The organism is Escherichia sp. MOD1-EC6162 (assembly GCF_002965125.1).
GTDB lineage: Bacteria > Pseudomonadota > Gammaproteobacteria > Enterobacterales > Enterobacteriaceae > Escherichia > Escherichia marmotae.
Window position 1 is genome coordinate 47,363 of sequence record NZ_PTSB01000022.1, and the last position, 24,176, is coordinate 71,538.

General features: G+C 46.9%; 22 protein-coding genes, 5 tRNA genes and 1 riboswitch. Of the genes, 14 read left to right on the forward strand and 13 right to left on the reverse strand.

Annotation, left to right across the window (positions count from 1 at the left end):
* Nucleotides 1-7: 7 nt before the first annotated feature.
* From pduE to pduA, 5 genes are read right to left on the reverse strand one after another with little or no spacing between them, the layout of a single operon-like run.
* The gene (pduE, locus tag A9587_RS17345) at nt 8-526 is read right to left on the reverse strand and encodes a propanediol dehydratase small subunit PduE (RefSeq protein ID WP_001090590.1); all 519 of its coding nucleotides are present in this window, start codon (nt 524-526) and stop codon (nt 8-10) included.
* A gap of 14 nt (nt 527-540) precedes the next feature.
* Nucleotides 541-1,209, reverse strand: coding sequence for a propanediol/glycerol family dehydratase medium subunit (locus tag A9587_RS17350; RefSeq protein ID WP_000405038.1), 669 nt, complete (start codon nt 1,207-1,209; stop codon nt 541-543).
* A 9-nt stretch (nt 1,210-1,218) separates the two neighbouring features.
* Nucleotides 1,219-2,883 carry a propanediol dehydratase large subunit PduC gene (pduC, locus tag A9587_RS17355; RefSeq protein WP_001256922.1) on the reverse strand — a complete coding sequence of 555 codons (1,665 nt, stop codon included), beginning with the start codon at nt 2,881-2,883 and terminating at the stop codon, nt 1,219-1,221.
* An 18-nt stretch (nt 2,884-2,901) separates the two neighbouring features.
* Entirely contained in the window at nt 2,902-3,714 is an 813-nt protein-coding gene (gene pduB / locus A9587_RS17360) for a propanediol utilization microcompartment protein PduB (RefSeq protein WP_000097486.1), read from the reverse strand.
* Nucleotides 3,711-3,995, reverse strand: a complete 285-nt coding sequence (gene pduA / locus A9587_RS17365; protein WP_001183614.1) for a propanediol utilization microcompartment protein PduA — start codon at nt 3,993-3,995, stop codon at nt 3,711-3,713. Before pduA ends, pduB begins: the two co-directional genes overlap by 4 nt.
* Nucleotides 3,996-4,507: 512 nt before the next feature.
* Between pduA and pduF the strand changes: the two genes are divergently transcribed.
* The 7 genes from pduF to ldtA all read left to right on the forward strand — a co-directional run bounded on the left by pduF (nt 4,508) and on the right by ldtA (nt 10,870).
* A complete protein-coding gene (gene pduF, locus A9587_RS17370; protein ID WP_105263686.1) occupies nt 4,508-5,317 on the forward strand; it encodes a propanediol diffusion facilitator PduF in 810 nt (269 codons plus the stop codon).
* Nucleotides 5,318-5,519: 202 nt separating this feature from the next.
* Nucleotides 5,520-6,434, forward strand: coding sequence for a transcriptional regulator PocR (pocR, locus tag A9587_RS17375; protein WP_000622053.1), 915 nt, complete (start codon nt 5,520-5,522; stop codon nt 6,432-6,434).
* 88 nt (nt 6,435-6,522) lie between these two features.
* A riboswitch (cobalamin riboswitch) is annotated at nt 6,523-6,697 on the forward strand.
* A 218-nt stretch (nt 6,698-6,915) separates the two neighbouring features.
* The gene (locus A9587_RS17380; protein ID WP_001516590.1) at nt 6,916-7,350 is read left to right on the forward strand and encodes a hypothetical protein; all 435 of its coding nucleotides are present in this window, start codon (nt 6,916-6,918) and stop codon (nt 7,348-7,350) included.
* Between the two features lie 133 nt (nt 7,351-7,483).
* A complete protein-coding gene (cobU, locus tag A9587_RS17385) occupies nt 7,484-8,029 on the forward strand; it encodes a bifunctional adenosylcobinamide kinase/adenosylcobinamide-phosphate guanylyltransferase (protein WP_000973182.1) in 546 nt (181 codons plus the stop codon).
* Nucleotides 8,026-8,769, forward strand: coding sequence for an adenosylcobinamide-GDP ribazoletransferase (gene cobS, locus A9587_RS17390; protein ID WP_001516588.1), 744 nt, complete (start codon nt 8,026-8,028; stop codon nt 8,767-8,769). The genes cobU and cobS overlap by 4 nt, the downstream gene beginning before the upstream one ends.
* Before the next feature lie 24 nt (nt 8,770-8,793).
* The gene (gene cobT, locus A9587_RS17395; RefSeq protein ID WP_001194240.1) at nt 8,794-9,873 is read left to right on the forward strand and encodes a nicotinate-nucleotide--dimethylbenzimidazole phosphoribosyltransferase; all 1,080 of its coding nucleotides are present in this window, start codon (nt 8,794-8,796) and stop codon (nt 9,871-9,873) included.
* A 61-nt stretch (nt 9,874-9,934) separates the two neighbouring features.
* Nucleotides 9,935-10,870 carry a L,D-transpeptidase gene (ldtA, locus tag A9587_RS17400; protein ID WP_000986354.1) on the forward strand — a complete coding sequence of 312 codons (936 nt, stop codon included), beginning with the start codon at nt 9,935-9,937 and terminating at the stop codon, nt 10,868-10,870.
* Nucleotides 10,871-10,926: 56 nt separating this feature from the next.
* Here the strand turns inward: ldtA and A9587_RS17405 are convergent.
* A tRNA-Asn gene (locus A9587_RS17405) sits at nt 10,927-11,002 on the reverse strand.
* A 323-nt stretch (nt 11,003-11,325) separates the two neighbouring features.
* On the opposite strand from A9587_RS17405, the gene nac reads away from it, so the two are divergent.
* Nucleotides 11,326-12,243, forward strand: coding sequence for a nitrogen assimilation transcriptional regulator NAC (gene nac / locus A9587_RS17410; RefSeq protein ID WP_105263687.1), 918 nt, complete (start codon nt 11,326-11,328; stop codon nt 12,241-12,243).
* Nucleotides 12,244-12,343: 100 nt separating this feature from the next.
* Nucleotides 12,344-13,294 carry an HTH-type transcriptional regulator Cbl gene (gene cbl, locus A9587_RS17415; RefSeq protein WP_001010989.1) on the forward strand — a complete coding sequence of 317 codons (951 nt, stop codon included), beginning with the start codon at nt 12,344-12,346 and terminating at the stop codon, nt 13,292-13,294.
* A gap of 37 nt (nt 13,295-13,331) precedes the next feature.
* Here the strand turns inward: cbl and A9587_RS17420 are convergent.
* Nucleotides 13,332-13,407, reverse strand: a tRNA-Asn gene (locus A9587_RS17420).
* Nucleotides 13,408-13,567: 160 nt separating this feature from the next.
* Between A9587_RS17420 and yeeO the strand changes: the two genes are divergently transcribed.
* Complete coding sequence (gene yeeO, locus A9587_RS17430; RefSeq protein WP_105263688.1) at nt 13,568-15,043, forward strand: toxic metabolite efflux MATE transporter YeeO; 1,476 nt, start codon at nt 13,568-13,570, stop codon at nt 15,041-15,043.
* 100 nt (nt 15,044-15,143) lie between these two features.
* Nucleotides 15,144-15,219: transfer RNA gene (locus A9587_RS17435), tRNA-Asn, on the forward strand.
* A gap of 92 nt (nt 15,220-15,311) precedes the next feature.
* Here the strand turns inward: A9587_RS17435 and amn are convergent.
* From amn to A9587_RS17450, 3 genes are all read right to left on the reverse strand, one after another.
* Entirely contained in the window at nt 15,312-16,766 is a 1,455-nt protein-coding gene (gene amn / locus A9587_RS17440; RefSeq protein ID WP_001060212.1) for an AMP nucleosidase, read from the reverse strand.
* A gap of 101 nt (nt 16,767-16,867) precedes the next feature.
* On the reverse strand, nt 16,868-18,184 hold the full coding sequence (gene shiA, locus A9587_RS17445) for a shikimate transporter (RefSeq protein WP_000378543.1): 1,317 nt from the start codon (nt 18,182-18,184) through the stop codon (nt 16,868-16,870).
* Between the two features lie 348 nt (nt 18,185-18,532).
* A tRNA-Ser gene (locus tag A9587_RS17450) sits at nt 18,533-18,622 on the reverse strand.
* A gap of 93 nt (nt 18,623-18,715) precedes the next feature.
* Between A9587_RS17450 and mtfA the strand changes: the two genes are divergently transcribed.
* Together mtfA and A9587_RS17460 are read left to right on the forward strand one after the other, a co-directional pair.
* A complete protein-coding gene (mtfA, locus tag A9587_RS17455) occupies nt 18,716-19,513 on the forward strand; it encodes a DgsA anti-repressor MtfA (protein ID WP_001516583.1) in 798 nt (265 codons plus the stop codon).
* Between the two features lie 100 nt (nt 19,514-19,613).
* Nucleotides 19,614-19,689, forward strand: a tRNA-Asn gene (locus A9587_RS17460).
* A 92-nt stretch (nt 19,690-19,781) separates the two neighbouring features.
* Here the strand turns inward: A9587_RS17460 and A9587_RS17465 are convergent.
* Both A9587_RS17465 and hchA read right to left on the reverse strand, forming a co-directional pair.
* Nucleotides 19,782-20,840: a glycosyltransferase family 9 protein gene (locus A9587_RS17465; protein WP_105263689.1), complete on the reverse strand. Its 1,059-nt coding sequence runs from the start codon at nt 20,838-20,840 to the stop codon at nt 19,782-19,784.
* A gap of 304 nt (nt 20,841-21,144) precedes the next feature.
* Nucleotides 21,145-21,996, reverse strand: coding sequence for a glyoxalase III HchA (hchA, locus tag A9587_RS17470; protein ID WP_000218188.1), 852 nt, complete (start codon nt 21,994-21,996; stop codon nt 21,145-21,147).
* Between the two features lie 729 nt (nt 21,997-22,725).
* On the opposite strand from hchA, the gene A9587_RS25100 reads away from it, so the two are divergent.
* Nucleotides 22,726-22,884 (forward strand): hypothetical protein, encoded by a 159-nt coding sequence (locus A9587_RS25100; RefSeq protein ID WP_172955709.1) that lies wholly within the window; start codon nt 22,726-22,728, stop codon nt 22,882-22,884.
* A gap of 88 nt (nt 22,885-22,972) precedes the next feature.
* Here A9587_RS25100 and A9587_RS17480 read toward each other — a convergent pair whose 3' ends face one another.
* A complete protein-coding gene (locus A9587_RS17480) occupies nt 22,973-24,088 on the reverse strand; it encodes a porin (RefSeq protein ID WP_016248841.1) in 1,116 nt (371 codons plus the stop codon).
* Between the last annotated feature and the right edge of the window lie 88 nt (nt 24,089-24,176).

Consider the following 24,176-nt stretch of genomic DNA (forward strand, 5'->3'; position numbering starts at 1 on the left):
TTCGTCCTTAATCGTCGCCTTTCAGTTTTTTACGCTCGACATAGAGTTCTGCGGCTTCACGGACAAATGCAGCGCAAATTTGGGCTTGATAACGCTGTTCAAGATCGTCGGCAATGGCAATGAGTTCTTGCTTAGTCGAACGATAAGGGCGCAACGCATTGTAGATTTCAAGGATGCGATCATCCGGCACTGAGGTAAGTTCGGCAGCACGTTCAAAATTCACCGCCAGGCGATCACGACCAGCATCTCTGGCAATCTCGGCCTGAATACGCAATGTTTCAGGGGTTATGCGCATATCCTGGGCGGTAACTTTATCGCTGAGTACATTTTCCAGAGTGAAATCGTCGAGCGTTTTATTGGTTGCCGTTTTGACCCATTCTGGGTGTTTATTTGCCAGCGGGTAATCAGTCACTTTGGCGCTCAGTGTTGATGAGTGGGGGGCCGCAGAAACAGGAGTTGTATCCTGTAGACTATTCATACGGTTCAACACGTCCCTGACCATCGACTCAATTGCATCGGTATTCATGAAGGTTTCCTTTGTTAAAACGTCACGCGCAGTTCTTGCGGCTTTTTGCCAGTGACCACGTACCTGGTCTCTTTGATATGCAAAATGGCAGATTTGGCCTGGTATTTCGGCCGCGCCATCTGATCGTTGAGGGTCGGAACGGGTTGTGGAGACTCACGCTTCGCATAACGCGCGGCGTTTTTGCCAATCTGGCGATAGGTTTCCAGCGTCAACAATGGCGCTTGTGGGAACAGCTCCAGGTTAGACAGGGGAGGAAGCCCTTGCTGGTGGATAACTGTGGTGCCTTTCGACTGGATACCAATAGCAATGCCTGAACCACTAAGACGATCGCCTTCGACCGCTACGAATGCGACATCAGACGATTTAAAGCAGCGAATCACTCGGGCTTTAATGCCTTCTTCTTCGATACCGGCAATCACTTCGCGCAAAATGTTTTTATGCGGAATGCCGATAATATTGACGGTCTGCGCCAGGCCAAAAGCCGGGCCTACAGCAATAATGACTTCATCTTGCTGAACACCTTGTTGGGCTTCACCAATTTCGGTCAAAAATTTTCCGCCATCCGGCGCGGAAGTGGCAGTTGCGGCGACAGGTGCGCGAAATGAAACGGACTTGTCGCTGGTTTGCATTTCTGCCAGCACGTCTTCGATGATCTGACGAAGTAATTTCTCGTTAATTTCCATTTCTCACCCTTAGTCAATTTCGTTGGGATCAAGTGCACCGGGAATATTTTTGATCTCTTCCCAGCGTTCCCCTTGCAGGCGATAACCCGTAGCCGGTCCGGCGTAATCATTGACGTCATTGACCGCAGAGAGTACTTGTCCGTCATCGACGATAATGGCTGAGGTATGGAGATAATCGCCGGTCAGTTTCGCTTTTTGCATGTTGAGCATGTCCTGCGCGACATCGGTAAAACCGCCTTGCGCCAGGGCTTTCACCACTTCCAGACTGTTACGGTTTTTATTGATAATTTCCTGGGCAAACTTTATGTCTTCTACGATGTTGCGCTCTGGCATATCTTTCGAACCGTGGGCATAGGTCGCTGCTTCGACTTCTTCATCGGTAATGGGCGGTAATCCCATACCTGCAAAGACAGCCTGTAAAGCGCGTGCGGCTTTATTGCGGATGGCGATAACATCTTCTTCGCGCACCGGTCGCAGGCCGCCATCAACCTTCAGGTCACGTTGAAGGACGTTATAATCATCGAAGTCTTCGGCATCTTCGTTTGAGCCGGCAAACATGTTGTCGTAGTTCGGTACTGCGGAAAAACCGGAAGAGATAAAGTCGGTGCCCGGCAGAAACTGCATCAGGAAACGTGCGGTACGGCGCATATCTGAGTGGGTAAAGGTCTGGTCATTACTGGAGGCGCATTCCAGATCCAGCGATGAGCAAATTAAGTTTTCCGCCAGTACTGCACGGATGCCTGACGGCACAGCCGATGGCACGCCGATGCAGCTTACGGAACCGTTTTGCAGACCCTGAACACCCGCGGCTTTGGTGATGTAAATACAACGTGCCTCAAGATAAAGCATTGATTTTCCTTCCGCATAGCCCATCTGCACTTCAGAACCGGAGCCGGAAGTAAAACGCATTTTTAAGCCGCGAGAAGCATAAGATGATGCGAGAAACCCTTTTGACCACGGTGTATCGTCGCCGTCGGTGAAAACGGGTTCCGTACCGTAGACAGAAATCGTTTCGGCGTAGCAGGTGTGGCCTAACATACCGAGTTTCAGTTCAGTTGCTTCTTCCAGTGAACACTGGGTTAAGACGCCAGGGCGTCCCACCTGCGAACCTACCAACAGGGCGATAGCATTGAAAGGTGCATAACGAGCAACGGCAACGGTGGTTTCCTGTTCGTCAAACCCGCGCCATGCTCCCTCGGCCGCGTCGGCAGCAATTTGCACCGGGTTATCTTTGACGTTGGTGACGTGAGCCTGTTGCGATGGTGTGCGACGGGCGCGCATTTTCTGCATCGCCATCATCATTTCTACCACGTTCATTTGTGAAACAACTTCGACGATTTTGGCGGGCGTCATTGCTGTGGTCAGGGGAACAATATCGCTACGTTTGACATTTGGATCGCACAACATATTGGCAAGTTTGACCGAGCTCATCGCGATGACTTCTTCGGCACGCGCGAGATTGATACCGTAGCGGGCGATAAAGTGGTCGATCAAGTCAAACTGGCTGGCGGGTTTTCCATCCAGCTCGGTGACGATGCCGTTAACAATTTTTATTGATGGTTTCGGGTCGTTCGGGCTTTCCATCGCAATGAAGCCTTCTTCAATCCACTCTTTAACGAAACCATCCTGGTTAACCGGGCGTTTTTCCAGTGCTTCAAATCTTTTCGATCTCATGAATCTGCCTCATGGAATTCAGATGTAGGAAGGGCGATCGTTTTTCGGTGTATCACCGAGAGTCGAAAGCACGGTTTTACCGATTTCGCGAGCGGAGATGACCGCCTGTCGGACAGCGCCGGAGTCACCCGAGATAATCAGAATGACTTCATTACTGAAGCTGGTGCCATGAGCTGGGGAGCTGTATGCCACGACATCCACATTGGCGGATTTCAGCGCAGTATCGGCCATCAGAACACCAACAGCAGCCGGAGCGCCGACAATGACGCCACAAGCGCGGCCCAGTGGTGCGCCAAACGCTTTTTCCAGTGCATAGCTGGCGCGAGCGGTATATTGCAGTTCAAGATGTCCGGCTTCATTGGCGTAGACGTCGCCAAAGGTTCGGTCGAGTTCTTTCAGTGCAACTTCAATACCGCGTTTCACGTCGGAAACATCGTTGCCACCTAAGAGGATTAATGAGCCGTGTCCTGCACCACCTTTGGTATCGCGAGGAAGTTCAATGCTAATAACTTCAGTGTTCGTGGCTTTTACTGCTTCATCCGCGGCCATAATGTGTGGCCCCGCACCAATACGCGCGCCCAGAATGCCAATGGAGCGATAGCGTTTTTCGAGTTTCATCGCGTCCAATAGGGCGCTATCAACATTCGCAATGACCAGACCTACAGTGTCGCCAATAGCGGTGCCAACAAATTCCGTTAACGTGCAGCTTTTTTCTGCCATAGCCGTCTCTCGTGTTTGATGAGTGGTTTTCGGGAGAACCTCATGCTCTGGCGTCGCTACGCGAGCGATGACCTGCGCCATGATCTGTTCGACCAGTTCATTGCTGCTCATGGGTTAATTCCCTTTGGTAAGATTTTTTCGACATCAGTATGTGGGCGGGGAATTACGTGTACGGCTTTCACTTCACCGACGTTACGTGCGGCGGCGGCACCTGCGTCTGTTGCCGCTTTTACCGCCCCGACATCACCACGAACGATGACGGTCACCAGCCCGGAACCTATTTTTTCGTAGCCAACCAGCAATACATTTGCCGATTTAACCATGGCATCTGCGGCCTCTATGGCGGCAGTTAAGCCTTTGGTTTCAACCATTCCTAACGCTTCTTGTTGCATAAAGACCTCGCCTGGATTTTTTGACGATATGACTATAAAAAAAAGCGAGAAAAAAGAATGGCTGACTTAATCATCCGATGAGCAAAATTAATAGAGGGTAAATATTATAAAATTGCCTTAATTATCTATATGTTATTAATTTACTGGTCGTTTTCTGGTTTTTTTAATGTGAATTAATTGCATTGGTCGGTAGATTTAATTTGCACTAATGCTTTGTCGGGTTGGGCTTTGCGGAAGTGAATTGTGATATTTGTTTAAGTTTTATTATATAAGGATGGCAATTTTTTATTGTGGAAATCTGGCAGAGTTGGCGAGCTCAATAGCGATTGTATCTAAGTTGAATACTTTTTGAATGACAATAATTTGCTATATCAACACGATTTTTCAGCGTGCCGGTCATGCATGTTGGCAATATTTTCCCCGGCGCAATTTTTATAGTTGCGCTCGATATACACGACAATCAGTGCACGATTAACTGATAAAGAAACAAACTCCGTAAAGAAGGTGTCACTATGAATGATTCACTCAAGGCGCAATGCGTTGCCGAGTTTTTGGGCACCGGACTGTTCCTCTTTTTTGGCATTGGTTGTTTATGCGCCCTAAAACTTGCCGGGGCAAGTCTGGGTCTGTGGGAAATTTGTATCATTTGGGGGTTAGGTATTTCACTTGCTGTTTACCTTACGGCAGGCATTTCTGGCGCCCATCTGAACCCGGCGGTTACCATTGCTCTGTGGTTGTTTGCTGCTTTTCCTGCCCGTAAAGTGTTGCCATATTGTGTGGCACAATTGGCGGGGGCCTTTGGTGGAGCCGTTCTGGCGTATTTTTTATACAACAGCTTGTTTACCGATTTTGAATCCACTCACAATATAGTTCGTGGTAGCGCTGAAAGTTTGCAACTCGCCAGTATCTTTAGCACTTATCCGGTTGCCGCGTTAAATGTATGGCAGGCGGCGTTGGTTGAAGTGGTCATTACGTCCATGTTGATGGGGTTGATTATGGCGTTAACCGATGACGGCAATGGCATACCAAAAGGACCTCTTGCTCCTTTACTTATTGGCATTCTGGTTGCTGTTATTGGTGCATCTACTGGACCATTAACCGGTTTTGCCATGAATCCAGCGCGTGATTTCGGGCCAAAAATTTTCACCTGGCTTGCTGGTTGGGGGGAAATAGCGATGACTGGTGGGCGTAATATTCCTTATTTCATCGTCCCCATTATTGCTCCAATCATTGGGGCATGTGTTGGCGCAGCAATTTATCGCTTTCTCATTGCAAAAAACCTACCTGTCAATAGTGTTATACCTAAAGACATCATCGAATAGTGAAATAACATAGCGGTTATAAACGTTTATTTTTTTACTGTTTGTGATCTGCTTTCAGAACTTATTAAAAAGTCTCCCGCCTCACGGAGGCTTTTGTTATTGTCCTTTGTGCTTCTCGTCAGTAAATCATTAGGGATGATGTGAAGATTAAATGTAAAACAATTGTTTTACTATAACAATAAATTAACTGGGAGGTTTTATCATGATTTCTGCGGCGACACTTAATTCAGAACTCATTAATAAAATCGCGCAGGATTTTGCGCAGGCGACCAGCCTTGCGGTTGTCGTGGTTAATATCCACGGTGATGAAATTTCCGAGCTGTTTAACTTCACCTCATTTTGTCAGATGATGCGGCGACATCCTCAGCTTAGCACACGCTGCCGCATGAGCGATCGTTGTGGGGGGCTGGAAGCCTCTAAATCCGATCAACCTTGTATTTATCGTTGCCATGCAGGATTAACCGATTTTTCTATCCCTCTGGTGATTGCCGGGCATTTAGTCGGCTTTGTATTGTGTGGACAAGTCCGCCTGCGTAATGATGATGTCGATTTAGTCGATATTCTGAATGTCGATGATTGTTGGCAGGCAGATCCCGAGTTACTTAATGAATTTCGCAAAGTCCCGGAGATGGATTACTCGCGAGTTATGGCTTCTGCTGATCTGTTGAAGTTAATTGTGGAAAACTGCCTCAAAAAACAACTCAATTTTGTTGTTATTAAAGAGAATAAACCTTATTCGGATCCGCTACGTCAGACTCGCACGCCTAATCCCCACGATAACAAAATGAAAAAAGCATTACGCTATATTGATGCGCATTTATCAGACGATTTGCGCCTGGAAGATGTTGCCTCCCATGTTTATCTCAGCCCTTATTACTTCAGTAAATTGTTCAAGAAATATCATGGGATTGGTTTTAATGCGTGGGTAAACCAACAACGGATGGCCAGCGCCCGCGAGTTGCTGTGCCATAGTGACTGGAGCATCGCCAGCATTGCGCGTAATTTAGGCTTTTCGCAAACCAGTTATTTTTGCAAAGTTTTTCGTCAGACGTATCAGGTAACACCGCAGGTATATCGTCAGCAAATTAGCGAAAATACAGCAGCGGAAACAGCATAAATTGAATGTAAAAAATGAGGGATGACTAAATAGATTCCGACAGTAATAATTAACGTTATTTACGTGTTATGGGAAAAGTGAAATCAGCTCATAACATACGCTGACAGGTTTGGCACATTTGTGCCTGGGAAGTGGGTGTAAATCCCTCGCAGCCCCCGCTGCTGTAATGCTGACAACCCCGAAAATACCACTGATCGCGAGATTGGGAAGGGTGGGGGAGGATGACGCTAAGCCAGAAGACCAGCCTGCCAGTCAATACCAACAACTTCGGTGGGAAGTGGGTTGCCCGGAAGCGTCTGCTTGAGCACTGACGCGTCTTTATACCCCTACCACCCTGAAAGGATCAGGGGATGGCGGCATCATTTAGTTTATTCATCGTAGTGCCGACAGGCATCAGGGCTGCACTCAAGGCGCAGCAATCTTTTTTTATGGTATATCAACCTGACCGTCATTGCAGGAAACCAAGCGGAGGACGGAGGGTATGAAAACGATGAAACCCGAATCGATAGCACTTTTTTGCCTCTCCACTGGCGATATTGAATTGGCTAAACATCTGGCTGAAATGTTGCCAATGACCTGTTTTGTTGGTGAGGACTGGCAGCAAGGTTTTCTGCCTTTTAACGGAGGGCCAGTACAATCGTTGTCAGATGCATATAGCGATTATTCAGTGCTGTTATTGATTGCTGAAAACGGGGCATCCATACCAGAAAGCTTTTCTCATCCTGATGGTGCGACGGTAATCTTAATTGCAGAGCACAATGCCCGTTTGTTGGCCGGTCCGACCGGTGGAGCAGTAGCATTAATCAATTATCTGAATGAGACGTGTCGATGGAGAGAATCTGTTGCTAATGACGCATTTTGTCGGGCGTTTTCACAGGGAAATCAGACTATCTCACAATGCCGTCCTCATTCGTAATGAATTGAGAATACTGGATTTTTATTTTTATTACGCGCAGTATTAATCGAGGGAGTGTTATTACGGTCAGCACGGTGGTGTATCCATTGTTCTGGTCAATGAATACCATCATACAATTGAATCAGGAGTCCGTATGATGATTTTAGTGACGGGTGGAGCACGGAGCGGGAAAAGCCGGCACGCTGAGGCGCTTATTGGGAATTCTCCACAGGTTCTGTATATCGCCACTTCGCAAATCCTTGACGATGAGATGGCGGCACGAATTGAGCATCATCGACAAGGCCGCCCGGTGCACTGGCGTACAGTGGAACGCTGGCAACAGCTTGATGAGTTAATTAATGCGGACATTAATCCGCAACACGCCGTGTTGCTGGAATGCATTACGACAATGGTGACTAATCTGTTGTTTGAATATGGCGGCGATAAAGACCCTGACGAATGGGACTATATGGCGCTGGAGCTGGCGATTAATGACGAGATTCAGTCGTTGATTGCCGCCTGTCTATGTTGCCCTGCAAAAGTCGTAGTAGTCACCAATGAAGTGGGAATGGGGATTGTGCCGGAGAATCGCCTGGCGCGACATTTTCGTGATATTGCCGGGCGAGTGAATCAGCAACTGGCCGCTGCGGCAGATGAAGTATGGCTGGTGGTTTCGGGTATTGGAGTAAAAATCAAATGAGTAAATTATTTTGGGCGATGCTCTCTTTTATTACGCGTCTGCCTGTACCGCATCGTTGGTCCCAGGGGCTGGATTTTGAGCATTATTCTCGCGGTATTATTACTTTTCCTTTAATTGGTTTATTACTTGGTGCTATTAGCGGACTGGTCTTCATGGTGTTGCAGGCATGGTGTGGTGTGCCGCTGGCGGCATTGTTTAGTGTGCTGGTTCTGGCGCTGATGACCGGAGGATTCCACCTGGATGGGCTTGCAGATACCTGTGATGGCGTATTTTCTGCTCGTAGCCGCGATCGCATGTTGGAAATCATGCGTGATAGTCGTTTAGGAACCCACGGCGGTCTGGCACTGATTTTTGTTGTGCTGGCAAAGATTCTGGTGTTAAGCGAGCTGGCATTACGTGGTGAGCCGATCCTTGCATCTCTGGCAGCAGCGTGTGCGGTCAGCCGCGGAGCCGCTGCGTTATTAATGTATCGTCATCGTTATGCCAGGGAAGAAGGGCTTGGCAATGTGTTTATTGGTAAAATCGATGGACGACAAACCTGTGTCACCCTCGGTTTAGCCGTTATTTTTGCAGCCGTATTATTGCCAGGTATGCACGGTGTTGCTGCTATGGTGGTGACGATGGTGGTGATTTTCATCCTCGGTCAGCTTCTCAAACGTACTCTGGGTGGGCAGACCGGCGATACGCTGGGAGCGGCCATTGAACTTGGTGAACTGGTTTTCCTGCTGGCGCTGCTGTAAGACAGATAACCCAGGAGAAGTGACATGCAAACACTCGTCGATTTACTGAATACAATCCCTGCTATCGATTCTGCCGCTATGTCGCGCGTACAACGGTATATTGACGGGTTACTAAAACCCGTCGGTAGTCTGGGAAGACTGGAGTCGCTTGCCATACAACTGGCGGGAATGCCGGGGCTGAATGGCACACCTCATGTGGGCAAAAAAGCAGTACTGGTCATGTGTGCCGATCACGGCGTCTGGGATGAGGGGGTCGCTATTTCCCCGAAAGCGGTGACAGCCATTCAGGCTGAAAATATGACACGCGGAACAACAGGCGTGTGTGTGCTGGCAGCACAAGCGGGTGCTAAAGTTCATGTGATTGATGTGGGGATAGATACTGCAGAGCCAATCCCCGGACTTATCAACATGCGTGTCGCCCGAGGTAGTGGCAACATCGCCTCAGGCCCGGCAATGAGCCGCTGCCAGGCTGAAGAGTTGCTTCTGGAAACCATCCGTTATACGCGTGAACTGGCGAAAAATGGCGTAACGCTGTTTGGTGTGGGCGAACTGGGGATGGCAAACACGACTCCGGCAGCGGCGATAGTTAGCGCTATGACGGGACATGATCCTGAAGTTGTGGTGGGTATTGGTGCAAACCTGCCAACAGATAAACTGGCTAATAAAGTGAATGTTGTCCGTCGGGCAATTACGTTGAATCAACCGAATCCACTGGATGGTGTTGATGTACTGGCAAAAGTCGGTGGGTTTGATTTGGTCGGAATGGCTGGCGTGATGTTAGGTGCCGCCTCCTGTGGTTTACCTGTATTGCTGGATGGATTTCTATCTTATGCCGCCGCGCTTGCGGCCTGCCAGATGTCACCCGCTATTAAACCTTATCTTATTCCTTCTCACTTATCGGCAGAAAAAGGGGCGCGTATTGCGCTGGCGCATTTGGGAATGGAGCCTTATCTCAATATGGAAATGCGCTTAGGTGAGGGGAGTGGCGCGGCACTGGCGATGCCCATCGTTGAAGCAGCTTGTGCGATATACAGCAGCATGGGCGAACTTGCTGCCAGTAATATTGTTCTACCCGGAAATACAACTTCTGGATTGAACAGCTAAAAACGGAAAGCCTGACAAAAGCTATACTTATTGGATAACTTTCGCGACTTAGGAAAGGGATATGATGCGTCGTGTAAATATTCTTTGTTCATTTGTTCTGCTTTTTGCCAGCCATCATAGTCTGGCGGTAACTTATCCACTACCTCCAGAGGGTAGCCGTTTAGTGGGGCAGTCTCTTACGGTTACGGTTCCCGATCGCAATATCCAGCCGCTTGAAACTTTTGCTGCGCAGTACGGGCAAGGGCTGAGTAATATGTTGGAAGCGAATCCAGGCGTTGACGTTTTCTTGCCGAAGTCTGGCTCGCAACTCACCATTCCGCAGCAACTGATTTTGCCCGACACTATACGTAAAGGGATAGTCGTTAACGTTGCTGAGATGCGTCTTTATTACTATCCGCCAGACAGTAATACTGTAGAAGTTTTTCCTATCGGGATCGGTCAGGCCGGGCGTGAAACCCCGCGTAACTGGGTGACTGCCGTTGAACGAAAACAAGAAGCGCCAACCTGGACGCCAACTCCCAACACTCGCCGCGAATATGCGAAACGTGGGGAGAGTCTGCCCGCGTTTGTCCCTGCCGGACCCGATAATCCTATGGGGTTGTACGCTATTTATATCGGCAGGTTATATGCCATCCACGGTACTAATGCCAATTTTGGTATTGGCCTACGGGTGAGTCAGGGCTGTATTCGTCTGCGTAATGACGATATCAAGTATCTGTTTGATAATGTTCCGGTAGGCACGCGTGTGCAAATTATTGATCAGCCTGTGAAATACACAACTGAACCGGATGGTTCAAAGTGGCTGGAAGTTCATGAACCGCTGTCGCGCAATCGAGCAGAATATGAGTCTGACAGAAAAGTGCCATTGCCGGTAACGCCTTCTTTGCGGGCGTTTATCAACGGGCAAGAAGTTGATGTAAACCGTGCAAATGCTGCGTTGCAACGTCGCTCGGGAATGCCTGTGCAAATTAATCCTGGCGCAAGGCAGAGGTTTTAAAATAACTGCCGAGTGAATAGCAAAAAGCCCGCGTTAAAAGCGGGCTTTTCAAAATTTGGCTCCTCTGACTGGACTCGAACCAGTGACATACGGATTAACAGTCCGCCGTTCTACCGACTGAACTACAGAGGAATCGTGAGAACGGGGCGAATATTAATGGCGAGGCCTGGGGATGTCAAAGGGGGAAATGCATTTTTTTGTTCGTTTGCTGCCAATTTCAACAAAGCGATGAACTTTCAATCTTTTTAATCATGTTCCATCGTGGTGCATATCACCCTTTCATGGGGCATGGGACATTTGTTCTGTAAAAAAGAGCAAGGGCAAAACAATCATAATCTCTTATTTGACAGGCTATTAGCTTTAGTACCAGCGGAAAAATGAAACTGGCAAGTATCTTGCAATCTGGTTGTAGTAATGTCGGCACTTGGGCTGACTTTTAAAAAACCGGAGGCACCATGAACTTTAGACGCCTGAAATACTTCGTAAAAATTGTAGACATTGGTAGCCTGACCCAGGCTGCTGAAGTATTGCATATAGCACAGCCTGCGCTCAGTCAGCAGGTTGCTACGCTGGAAGGAGAGCTGAATCAACAACTTTTGATTCGCACAAAACGAGGCGTTACACCGACAGACGCCGGAAAAATTCTCTACACCCATGCGCGGGCAATTTTACGTCAGTGTGAACAGGCCCAACTGGCGGTACATAACGTAGGACAGACATTATCGGGTCAAGTTTCGATTGGCTTTGCGCCTGGGATCGCCGCGTCATCTATCACCATGCCCTTATTACAGGCGGTTCGCGCCGAATTTCCAGAGGTGGTTATCTATCTACATGAAAATAGTGGTGCTGTTCTTAACGATAAACTTATTAATCATCAGCTTGATATGGCGGTGATTTACGAGCATTCCCCTGTGTCAGGCGTATCCAGCCAGGCCTTGTTAAAAGAAGATCTGTTTCTTGTCGGTACTCAGGATTGTCCTGGGCAAAGCGTTGATGTTAATGCTATAGCGCAAATGAACCTCTTCCTTCCCGGCGATTACAGTGCAGTAAGACTTCGTGTCGATGAGGCTTTTTCCCTACGGCGACTCACAGCTAAAGTTATCGGTGAAATTGAGTCTATCGCCACACTTACCGCCGCGATTGCCAGCGGTATGGGCGTTGCAGTATTGCCGGAATCGGCCGCGCGTTCGTTATGTGACGCTGTTAACGGTTGGATGTCACTTATTACCACACCTTCAATGAGTCTCTCATTGTCATTAAATTTACCCGCCAGATCGAATTTATCGCCACAGGCGCAGGCAGTGAAAGAGCTTCTGTTGTCAGTGATTAGTAATCCAGCCATGGAAAAAAGACAATGGCAATTGGTGAGCTAAACGTTATATCTGAATGGAATAAGATGCAGGTTTTTATTATTTGTTATGCCGGGCATTAGACTCTAACAATAGTGGATGTCTGATATGCCCGGAGTTTACCGTGAATTTCCAACAGCTAAAGATAATCCGCGAGGCTGCCCGTCAGGATTACAATCTGACAGAGGTCGCGAATATGCTCTTTACCTCACAGTCTGGTGTCAGCCGTCATATTCGAGAGCTGGAGGATGAACTTGGTATAGAAATATTCATTCGTCGGGGCAAACGGCTTCTTGGCATGACTGAACCGGGCAAAGCGTTACTGGTTATTGCAGAACGTATTCTGAATGAAGCCAGTAATGTTCGTCGGCTTGCCGAGCTGTTTACCAACGATACGTCTGGCGTACTCACTATCGCAACGACGCATACTCAGGCTCGCTACAGCTTGCCGGATGTCATTAAAGTCTTTCGCGAACTTTTCCCGGAAGTGCGACTCGAGCTTATCCAGGGAACGCCACAGGAAATTGCCACATTGCTACAAAATGGCGGCGCTGATATTGGCATAGCCAGTGAGCGTTTGAGCAATGACCTCCAACTCGTCGCCTTCCCCTGGTTTCGTTGGCATCATAGTTTGCTTGTTCCTGTTAATCATCCTTTAACAAAAATTACGCCATTAACGCTGGAATCAATAGCGAAGTGGCCGTTGATCACTTACCGGCAGGGGATTACAGGCCGCTCGCGTATTGATGATGCATTTACCCGCAAAGGTTTGCTGGCAGATATTGTATTGAGCGCCCAGGATTCTGATGTCATCAAAACCTACGTCGCTCTTGGGCTGGGAATCGGATTAGTAGCCGAACAATCCAGCGGTGAACAAGAGGAAGAGAATTTAATTCGTCTGGATACTCGCCATCTTTTCGATGCCAATACTGTCTGGTTGGGGCTGAAACGAGGGCAACTGCAGCGTAACTACGTCTGGCACTTTCTGGAACTGTGTAATGCTGGATTGTCGGTTGAGGATATTAAGCGGCAGGTGATGGAAAATAGTGAAGAGGTAATTGATTATCAGATATAACAAAAAGCCCGCTATCAAAGCGGGCTTTTCAGAAATTTGGCTCCTCTGACTGGACTCGAACCAGTGACATACGGATTAACAGTCCGCCGTTCTACCGACTGAACTACAGAGGAATCGCTGTTGGGGCACATCTTAACGGCGAAAAATATTTTGTCAAACCCGATTTTTAAAAAACCTAACTGTTTGCCGTTTCTATCAACAGTTTGTTGCATTTGCAGACAATTTGACAGCGAAAATCTTTGCAGCTTTGCTGATTCTCCCTCATTATTTGAAATGTGGTTTCACTTTCTGCAATTAGGGTCGGCTTTGAATATCTCCTCTGCTTTACGCCACACTCGCTGGCACGCAAAACGCAAGAGTTACAAAGTGTTGTTCTGGCGTGAGATAACTCCGCTTGCTGTTCCTATCTTTATGGAGAATGCCTGTGTCCTGTTGATGGGCGTCCTGAGCACTTTTCTGGTCAGTTGGCTGGGAAAAGATGCGATGGCGGGCGTAGGGTTGGCTGATAGCTTCAATATGGTCATTATGGCCTTTTTTGCCGCTATCGATCTTGGTACTACTGTCGTTGTGGCATTTAATCTCGGTAAACGTGATCGACGGCGAGCCAGAGTAGCGACACGGCAATCATTGGTAATCATGACGTTGTTTGCCGTGCTGTTGGCTGTTCTTATTCATCATTTTGGCGAGCACATTATCGAATTTGTTGCAGGTGATGCCTCGACGGAAGTGAAAGCACTGGCGCTGACTTACCTGGAGCTAACGGTAATCAGTTATCCTGCTGCGGCTATCACCTTGATTGGCAGTGGGGCACTTCGCGGTGCAGGGAATACGAAAATACCGCTGCTTATAAACGGCAGCCTGAATATTCTTAATATTATTATTAGCGGTATATTAATTTACGGTCTTTTTTCCTGGCAGGGATTGGGTTTTGTCGGGGCTGGGCTGGGATTAACTATTTCCCGTTATATTGGCGCAATTGCAATTTTGTGGGTACTGGCGATTGGTTTTAACCCTGCGCTACGGATCTCGTTAAAGAGCTATTTTAAGCCTTTGAATTTCAGCATTATCTGGGAAGTAATGGGGATCGGTATTCCTGCGAGCGTTGAATCTGTATTATTTACCAGTGGCCGGTTATTAACACAAATGTTTGTCGCCGGGATGGGAACCAGCGTTATTGCCGGGAACTTTATCGCTTTTTCGATCGCGGCTCTTATCAATTTACCAGGAAGTGCACTCGGTTCAGCCTCCACAATAATCACCGGTCGAAGACTGGGGGTAGGGCAGATAGCGCAAGCAGAAATTCAGTTGCGGCATGTTTTCTGGCTGTCCACTATTGGACTAACGGCAATAGCCTGGTTGACTGCCCCTTTTGCCGGAGTTATGGCGTCGTTTTATACCCAGGATCCACAAGTTAAACATGTCGTTGTGATTCTGATTTGGCTAAACGCTTTGTTTATGCCTATTTGGTCCGCCTCATGGGTGTTACCTGCTGGTTTTAAAGGTGCTCGTGATGCACGCTACGCCATGTGGGTTTCTATGCTGAGCATGTGGGGATGCCGCGTGGTTGTGGGTTATGCGCTGGGAATTATGCTTGACTGGGGCGTGGTTGGCGTCTGGATGGGGATGTTTGCCGACTGGGCCGTGCGTGCCGTGCTGTTTTACTGGCGGATGGTGACCGGGCGTTGGCTATGGAAATATCCTCGCGCTGAACATAAAAAGTGTGAAAAAAAGCCAGTTGTGTCGGAATAAACGGCAAAACGCAGAATATTTCAGCAAACGCTTTCAAAATTAAAAAACAGGCTTTGACATTGTGGATGGGCATAGTTAATATTCGCCCCGTTCTCACGATTCCTCTGTAGTTCAGTCGGTAGAACGGCGGACTGTTAATCCGTATGTCACTGGTTCGAGTCCAGTCAGAGGAGCCAAATTCTGAAAAGCCCGCTTTGATAGCGGGCTTTTTGCTTTACTACTTATCAAATCCTTCACATTTTTTCCTGACGCAAAGGATCTGAACTCATTACCGGAACGGCGGCTCATTAAAGGTTCGCAGTTTACGCGAATGCAGTCGATCGCCTTCCGCGCGCAGCAAATCTATCGCCCGAATGCCAATTTGCAGGTGCTCGGAAATAGCGCCTTCGTAAAAACGGTTAGCCTGGCCGGGAAGTTTAATCTCACCATGCAACGGCTTATCTGAAACACACAGTAGCGTCCCGTATGGCACGCGGAAACGATATCCTTGTGCTGCAATGGTTGCACTTTCCATATCAATCGCCACGGCCCGGCTTAAGTTAAAACGCAGTGCAGAAGCCGAGTAGCGCAGCTCCCAGTTTCTGTCATCTGTGGTTACCACAGTGCCAGTACGTAACCGCTGTTTAACTTCCTCACCCGGTCTACCGCTGACCAGCTTGGTCGCGTCATAAAGCGCACGTTGCACTTCAGCAATGCTGGGAATAGGAATATCGGGCGGCAGAACCGCATCGAGAACGTGGTCATCGCGTAAATAAGCATGCGCAAGTACATAATCACCAATAGACTGGCTTTCACGTAATCCACCGCAGTGACCAATCATTAACCAGACATCCGGACGTAGCACCGCCAGATGATCACAGATGGTTTTTGCATTTGACGGCCCCACGCCAATATTCACCAGAGTGATGCCCTGACCATCAATAGTGATTAAATGCCAGGCGGGCATCTGGTGTTTTTTCCATGCGAGGTCGGAAATTGCTTCTTCAGGTGCTTCTGTTTCGGCAGTGATCCAGTTCCCGCCAGCGCAAGAAAGTGCAATATAAGGGCTTTCAGGATCAAGGATCTGGCTGCATCCCCAACGAACGAATTCATCCACATAACGTGTGTAGTTGGTAAACAAGACGAACGGCTGAAAATGTTCGACAGGTGTGCCGGTATAATGGCGTAACCGCGCGAGGGAAAAATCTACCCGGCGTGCATCAAAATGCGATAACGGAGAAAATTCCGCCGGATGATAAATGCCATCTGCAGTTTCATCGCCAATTTGTGCCAGCTCTGTTGTCGGGAAATAACGCGTTAGCCCGGCGCTCATTGAGCGATCAAGCGTTAACTCGGAGCCATCAATGACATAGGGGTAGGGGATTTCATGCTGTGACGGTTGCACGGAGATATGCGCGCCATAATCCTGATACAACAAAGTAAGTTGTTCATTGAGATACGAACGAAAGAGAGCAGGGCGTGTGATGGTGGTGGTATAGCTGCCAGCGTGAGTAAAGCGACCGAAAGCGCGTGTTTTGGGGGGATTGGTTGTGCTGCCGTCCCAGGTCACGGTCAGTGATGGATAGACAAAAAGACCTTGTTTGCGGGCGTTTTCATCAGGCAATTCGCCACTTTTAATATATTTGCCAATGGCATTGCGTAAAGCGACTACAGATTGCTCATACAGCGCGTCGAGTTTATCCAGTGCCTGAGCTGGGGTCAGACCGGAGCCCTTATTATTCATGTGTGTCTCCTGTTCCATACAATTACCGCGTTTCCGATAGTATGTCACAGGAATGTGAAACAAAAGTGGAAGGCGAAGATCGAATGATCTTCGCCAGACCCTCAGGCGCGTTGATTGTCTTTCATCAACAAAGCAGTTATTGCGGAAATCAGGCATCCTGCCAGCAAATAAATGGCGACGCTATGCCAGTCTCCAGCAAAATAAGTAATGAGAGCTGCAGCAATAAAAGGTGTAAATCCACCCCCTACCACACTGGCAACCTGGTATCCGACCCCCGCGCCGCTGTAGCGATAACTGGCACCAAACATCTCGGTGAACATCGGTTGTTGCACACAAACCACCATGTCATGCGCAATGTTCGCCAGCATAATGGAGAAGAAAACAATCCAGAAAATGGACTGTGCCTCAAGCGCCATAAAGAAAGGAAACGCGCTTAACGCTCCAATTAACGCGCCAGTGATATACACCCTACGGCGGCCAAAACGGTCGGCAAGCCAGGCAAAACAGGGAATTGTCAGACAGCTTAACCCACCCACCAGCAAACCAATATTAAGGAACAATTCGCGCGGTAACCCCATATTCTGGGTTGAATAGTTAAGTGCAAAGGCGGTAACGATATACATTGTCAGCAACTCGCACAGGCGTAGTGCAATAATCTTCAGGAAAGCGCCGGGATGTCGTAACAGGGCTTCGATAACCGGGATACGCTTTTGCGCGGTCACTTGATTATGTTGCTGTTGTTCAAATTCAGCGGACTCCTCCATGCCATTACGCACCCACAATGCGCCCAGCACCAGTATGATGCTAAACAGGAAAGGGATGCGCCAGCCCCAGCTCAAAAACTGCTCATCAGTAGTCATCATGCTGATCAGTGAAACCAGTCCGGTTGAAAGTAGTAACCCTACACCGTAACCAACTTGTACGCCGCTGCTGTAAAAGGCTTTTTTATTTTTCGGCGCGCTTTCAACAGACAGCAATGCAGCGCCTCCCCACTCTCCGCCGACGGCAAAACCCTGAATGGCACGCAGCGTCACCAATAAAATCGGTGCCCACCAGCCAATAGTCGAAAACGAAGGGAGAATACCAATCAAAGCTGTTGCGATGCCCATCATCCAGACGGTCAGCATTAACATGCGTTTACGTCCCAGACGGTCGCCAAAATGGCCGAAAATGACACCTCCGAGCGGACGGAAAAGGAAACCGACCCCAAAAGTAGCAAATGCGGCGAGCGTTCCCATTGCCGGGCTTATTTGCGGGAAAAACTCGCGATTAAACACCAGTGCGGCGGTAATGCCATAGAGTAAAAAATCGTACCAGTCGACGACGGCACCGGCGAAACTGCCTAACGCAGCTCGTCGGGCGCGACTTAACGAAAGCGTGCCTTCATCGGGACGCGTGGAGATGAGCGTGGAGTCCATAATGTTCCTGTTTGTACTGTCTTTTTATAATTAGTATGGAAAAGGTAACTCACATTGCCGTCGAACTATAAACGAACCTTATGAGACTACCGCGACAGAGAGCATCTGCAAATGTTTTTATGTCAGAAAATGACTATGGGGGACGGGTAGGGGCATCACTGTAATGTGCGGAAACGAAACAGAATTGTGGGTTCAGGCGCGTATTAGAAATTCAAAAACAGCGAGAAAAATGTGATTGCTAAAGTAGTGCAGGTTACTTACAGGCGTTATTTTTCGCGGATGAATTTTTCGAATTTTCTCAATGGGATTTGTGTCACTGACATGGGGCGGACTAGCTGTTTGAATGATTGGCGGAGAGAGGGGGATTTGAACCCCCGGTAGAGTTGCCCCTACTCCGGTTTTCGAGACCGGTCCGTTCAGCCGCTCCGGCATCTCTCCGTTCAGATTGTTGCCATGATGCCAGGAAATTTGGCATTTTAACAGTCTCTGTCCGTGCAATTTTGTTCAAGTGACGAGTTTGCGAGCAAAACGATGATTAAGTGGCCCTGGAAAGTACAAGAAACCGCCCATGATGATGCAATTCCGTGGAAGGAAGCTTTGGCGATACCTCTTTTGACATGTTTGACTGAGCAAGAGCAAAACAAATTAGTCACTCTGGCTGAACGTTTTTTGCAACAAAAACGGCTGGTTCCTTTACAAGGCGTTGAACTTGATGCATTGAAAAGTGGTCGCATTGCCTTGCTGTTTTGCTTACCTGTTATGGAACTGGGACTGGAATGGCTGGATGGATTTCATGAAGTGTTAATTTACCCGGCACCATTTGTGGTAGACGATGAATGGGAAGACGATATAGGGCTGGTTCATAATCAACGTATTGTTCAGTCAGGTCAAAGCTGGCAGCAAGGTCCCATCGTGCTGAATTGGCTCGATATACAGGATTCTTTCGATGCCTCGGGATTTAATCTGATTATCCATGAAGTTGCACATAAACTGGACACCCGAAATGGCGATCGCGCCAGTGGCGTCCCCTTTATTTCTTTACGCGAAGTCGCGGGCTGGGAACACGATCTTCACGCTGCGATGGATAACATTCAGGAAGAAATTGAGTTAGTGGGGGAGAATGCCTCCAGCATCGATGCTTATGCTGCCAGTGATCCTGCCGAATGTTTTGCCGTGCTTTCCGAATACTTTTTTAGTGCTCCGGAGCTTTTTGCGCCTCGCTTCCCCTCGCTGTGGCAACGTTTCTGCCAATTTTATCAGCAGGATCCACTGCAAAGACTGCGAAATGCTAATGAAAGGGACGCATATTCAGCACCAGATGTTCATTAAATATCAATTTTGTTGCTTAATTAACCGATTGAAATGGCTTGTGAATTTTAGTGTTGACACTCGCTGCACCACTCAGTAATATTCGCCTCGTTCTCACGATTCCTCTGTAGTTCAGTCGGTAGAACGGCGGACTGTTAATCCGTATGTCACTGGTTCGAGTCCAGTCAGAGGAGCCAAATTCAAAAAAGCCTGCTTTAAGCAGGCTTTTTGCTATTTAGCGCCAAATCATAACAGACATATCTGAAATCTCTTAAATCTGATAATTACATCAGGATTGAATTTTTACGATAATTCTTTTCACCGTGTTTCTGAATTCATCCAGATTGATGCGATCAATCTCTTTCCCTACTACAATTGTCTCTGAAATATCCGCCATTGCAGGCCAGCGTGTTTTATAATCGGCATACACGGCGATGACAGGAACATTATAAGCACTTGTCATATGCAAAATAGAGGTATCTGGCGTTATCGCGAGAAAAGCATTTTTTATGACGGCAGCAGAACGTGCTATTGAAGGAGCCAACGATAAATGATAGACATTGTCAAAATACTGGGTTAGCTCTACTGCTTTTTCAGTACCATTGGGTCCATGAACAATGACAATTGGCATATTTGTTTCATTTTTAATCATAGCTATTAGCTTTTGAGCTATTGTTTCTGAAAAGGTTCTTTCCTGGGCACTGCCATCAAGATTAAGAGCGATGTAAGAACCCAATGGATCCAGTTCATAATGTACCTCGTCTATTACCTCTTCGTGGATCGGTAATTCAAATAAAGGGGGGACGGGTGGGAAACCTGCTTCTCGCATCATGAAAGCCCATGTCATTGGTACTGGCGCTCGAAGAGACTGATCCATTGTTGATGCCGATTTACATAATGGGGAATAACATGTCATCGTTAAACCCACAACTTGTAAATTCGTTTTCGCCTTTAAATGACTTATGAATAGCATTGTTTTCAAGTTTTTCTTGCGCATCGCTTCAATACAGAGATCTGGTGTACCGTGTTGCTCTCTTATACTTTTCGCCAGTTTTTTTATTTCATTTAAGCTGGCATAGTCCTGCATTGTCATACTGACTAATGTTAATTTGGTGTATTTAAGATGAAGCGCATCAAAAACAGATTTATTAATTGTAGATGCGATAATTAATAAATGTTTTATTTTATGTGATTCCAGCGATCTAATTATTGGGTAAATAGCCATTGCATCACCAATTTGATCTGGAATGTGAATGACTGCAAATTCAGTATTTGCAATATCAATATCTTCACATGAATAATCATAATAGCTAAATGCAATGCGTCTAAAAATTGACGTTAACGACATATCTAACCTCGCTTCCCTACTGGTTAAAACGTGATGGAGTTTATCAGAGATAGTCGTTTTCTAAAATCGATAAATAACGTAATGCCACATAACATGTCCTTATATTTTATGTGTTAATGATTTGCTTGAATTATACTTGTTATTTCAACAAAGGATTGTATTGCATTCTTCAATGCATGAAGCTGATGCAAAAATGGAGGTAAGACAAGAGATAAAGCGTCAACAACTGGTGGTGAACATCTCTCGTTTATTCAGTGGGGGAGATAAACCCCCACTTTTTTATTACACCGTAAGTGATGTCCGGTTAACCCACGTATGCCGCCAGCATTTCCTGTGCAGCAAGTTTGCCCAGCGCATTCGCTGCAAAAGGGCTGTCTCCGGTGAGAAGTTTACGATCCTTATGTACCCGGCCAGTAATGTCATCATTGATGATGTTCATTCCCATTTTCTTCAGTTCTTCACCGAAGTACCAGGTCAGATGACCCGGCATATAGCCAATATCTGGTGTTTGTTTGTCTGCTGCATCCGGGAATGCGCAAATTGAATAACCGTTTAGTGGGTTATCACCGTGGCGGAGCGACAGAAACGCAGCCGGGCCGTGACAAAGAGAGATAACAAAGCGGTCGTTTTCAATTGCCCATTGCAGAGCGGTAGCAACTTCTTTGCTTTCAGGTAAGCCAATAAGAGCACCATGACCACCTGGAACAAAGATTGCTGCGTACTCGCTGTCTGCGTTGAGGCTGGCGACAACATCCGCTAATTTCTTCGGATTGCGGAACAGAGATTTGTGCTGCTCAAAGAATGGCATCACTTTTTCATCTTTGTGTGGCATAGCCCAGTATTCAAACTTCGTCATCAGGCCAGAGATGGTCGCAACTTCGAACTCGAAACCAGCAGCATGCAGGTGATACAACGGTAGCAACGTTTCAATGGGATGGTTGCCCGTCGAGAATAGTTTACCGTTATCGGTCGGCAAATAGCGTTCGTCAGCGGCGATCACCAGAATTTTATGCTTACCGCTATACGGTTTTGGGTAGTCCACACCATCAAGATCAGATACAGGACTGGTATATTGGCTAAGCGAATATTCTGAAGGGAAGAACGCATTATCTTCAGCAATATCAATCTGCGGGTTCTTACTTGTTTGAACAGTCATAGTGTATTCCTTATTGTTACTTCGGTAGGTTAGTCACTATATTCGCGACTGAGCTGGATGCTATATTTAACCAGGAACGTAAAACGAGTCAATATACCTAAAGCGGTAGAGGGTTGCGTTAAACACGTCAGGGAAAATACATCACAGTTCACGAATAGTGTTCTCATCGAATCAACCTTATTTGCAATAAAAAACGTAAAGCGTAGCAATATATTTTAGTTCATTTTTCAGAAAAGATGAGATTGCATACTCTCGTTACATAGGGCGACTGTAAGAATCATAAATGAGATTTTTAGCAAAAAATAATGATGCAGCCGTTCTGTATGCCCGTTAGTCGTGGAAAAATGATGAATCAGATTAATCATTAACTAATGACAGATATGGTTAATTACATGCTATCAGATTCTCTAATTACAGTAGCAACCAGAAAAAGGTGTGCGAGGAGTGGCTAAGGTTACAGCAGATATAATGCACCAAATATTTAAGGCATAACTATAATCTTTAACAGGTAAATTAATAATAACTTATAGTCTTTTTTATATTAAGATGTTTTCAGAGGTTTTCTATGTACTGAAATATTGTTATTCCGGTGAATGTCTTTCTCGGGATGATAGGGAACTATCGCTTTATTATGCGTAGTTTTTCGCTAACGTTTCTTCAGGGCATATTCATTTACCTGGCTTTATTCCGGAATATGTAAGAATCCTGGAGCGTAGATATGTTTCTGACATGCATCGTTTTAAAGATGCACTACGTGATCAGGCTTTGCACTGTTTAGCGACTCTGGTTGAACAGAAACTGGCAGATGTTATTGTGCCGGGAGTCACCCAGGAATTGAGTTTTGTCGACATGCTACAGCGGTTGAGAGTGCCGCTGCTGGTGATTTGACGAGGGGGATAAAAAAGCCCGAGCTCAATGAGGGACGAACTCAGGCTGGATGAGTTTTTACAGTAACGTGCCGTGGCGCGTTGGCTGATTAGAACTGGTAGACGATACCAACTGCAAACTGGTCATCAGTTGCTGCGCCAGTAATTGCCGCGTCATCTTTATCCAGCATGTTGAATTTATATGCAGTATAAACGTTCATGTTCTTATTGAAGTAGTACCAAGTACCAACTTCAATGTAGTTCACGCGGTCAGCGTCAACATATCTATGGCCTGGGACGCCTTTAATATCTTTACCTTTGGAGTAGACATAACCTAAGGAAGGACGCAGACCAAAGTCGAACTGATACTGAACAACTGCTTCAAAGTTCTGAGTTTCGTTGAGCAGTTGATCATGCATTATCGAGTTGCCGTCTTTGTCGAAGCCGCCTGTATTAACTGATGTCGGTGTCATATTACGAGTTTCACCATACATCACAGCAGCGTAGACATTGTTCGCATCATATTTTGCTGCCAATGACCATACTTCTGCATTTGAACCGTTTCCATCAGCAACTTGCTCATTGGTACGATCAGATTTACCATAAACACCGACAATACCAAAACCATCAATGTTGTAGTCTACGGACAACGCATAGCCATCACCGTTTTGTTTAGTAACGCCACGATTGCTGTTCTTGCCTTGATACTGAATTGCAAAATTCAGTCCATCGACCAGACCAAAGAAATCAGAGTTGCGGTAGGTTGCAACACCGTTGGTACGACCGTTCATAAAGTTGTCAGCGGAAGCCCAGGAATCGCCGCCCCATTCAACTAACATATCGGTATAAGCTGCGGCATCATAGGCAACACCGTAGTTACGACCGTAGTCGAAAGAACCAAATCCGTTATATTTCAAACCGGCGAAGGTTAAACGGGTTTTTTCCTGATTAGAACCTTCAGGCTTGCTGGCATCAAGGTTGTATTCAAACTGACCAAAACCAGTCAGTTCGCTGGTAATCTGAGTTTCACCTTTAACGCCGAAACGAGCATAGGAGGTATCCTCGTTTTCGCTGTTATTATCATCAGTGTTCGACCAGATGCGTTCGCCAACCATCTTGCCGTAAAAATCAACTTTATTGCCATTCTTATTATAAATTTCAGCCGCATTTGCTGCGCCAGCAACTAATAACGCCGGGACCAGCATTGCCAGAACTTTTCTTTTCATTATGTATTCCCTTGTGATTATAATCTTCATGAATATATCAATAAGTGCCATTATCCAAAAAAAAGCACATTTGGATACTATTCTATGA

Coding starts and splice junctions, on each gene's coding strand:
- shiA (WP_000378543.1), bottom strand. CDS start 18,184: ATGGACTCCACGCTCATCTCCACGCGTCCCGATGAAGGCACGCTTTCG.
- pduE (WP_001090590.1), bottom strand. CDS start 526: ATGAATACCGATGCAATTGAGTCGATGGTCAGGGACGTGTTGAACCGT.
- A9587_RS17350 (WP_000405038.1), bottom strand. CDS start 1,209: ATGGAAATTAACGAGAAATTACTTCGTCAGATCATCGAAGACGTGCTG.
- pduA (WP_001183614.1), bottom strand. CDS start 3,995: ATGCAACAAGAAGCGTTAGGAATGGTTGAAACCAAAGGCTTAACTGCC.
- pduB (WP_000097486.1), bottom strand. CDS start 3,714: ATGAGCAGCAATGAACTGGTCGAACAGATCATGGCGCAGGTCATCGCT.
- mtfA (WP_001516583.1), top strand. CDS start 18,716: ATGATTAAGTGGCCCTGGAAAGTACAAGAAACCGCCCATGATGATGCA.
- pduC (WP_001256922.1), bottom strand. CDS start 2,883: ATGAGATCGAAAAGATTTGAAGCACTGGAAAAACGCCCGGTTAACCAG.
- A9587_RS17480 (WP_016248841.1), bottom strand. CDS start 24,088: ATGAAAAGAAAAGTTCTGGCAATGCTGGTCCCGGCGTTATTAGTTGCT.
- A9587_RS25100 (WP_172955709.1), top strand. CDS start 22,726: ATGCATCGTTTTAAAGATGCACTACGTGATCAGGCTTTGCACTGTTTA.
- ldtA (WP_000986354.1), top strand. CDS start 9,935: ATGATGCGTCGTGTAAATATTCTTTGTTCATTTGTTCTGCTTTTTGCC.
- pduF (WP_105263686.1), top strand. CDS start 4,508: ATGAATGATTCACTCAAGGCGCAATGCGTTGCCGAGTTTTTGGGCACC.
- pocR (WP_000622053.1), top strand. CDS start 5,520: ATGATTTCTGCGGCGACACTTAATTCAGAACTCATTAATAAAATCGCG.
- cobS (WP_001516588.1), top strand. CDS start 8,026: ATGAGTAAATTATTTTGGGCGATGCTCTCTTTTATTACGCGTCTGCCT.
- A9587_RS17465 (WP_105263689.1), bottom strand. CDS start 20,840: ATGTCGTTAACGTCAATTTTTAGACGCATTGCATTTAGCTATTATGAT.
- yeeO (WP_105263688.1), top strand. CDS start 13,568: ATGTGGTTTCACTTTCTGCAATTAGGGTCGGCTTTGAATATCTCCTCT.
- A9587_RS17380 (WP_001516590.1), top strand. CDS start 6,916: ATGAAAACGATGAAACCCGAATCGATAGCACTTTTTTGCCTCTCCACT.
- hchA (WP_000218188.1), bottom strand. CDS start 21,996: ATGACTGTTCAAACAAGTAAGAACCCGCAGATTGATATTGCTGAAGAT.
- cobT (WP_001194240.1), top strand. CDS start 8,794: ATGCAAACACTCGTCGATTTACTGAATACAATCCCTGCTATCGATTCT.
- amn (WP_001060212.1), bottom strand. CDS start 16,766: ATGAATAATAAGGGCTCCGGTCTGACCCCAGCTCAGGCACTGGATAAA.
- nac (WP_105263687.1), top strand. CDS start 11,326: ATGAACTTTAGACGCCTGAAATACTTCGTAAAAATTGTAGACATTGGT.
- cobU (WP_000973182.1), top strand. CDS start 7,484: ATGATGATTTTAGTGACGGGTGGAGCACGGAGCGGGAAAAGCCGGCAC.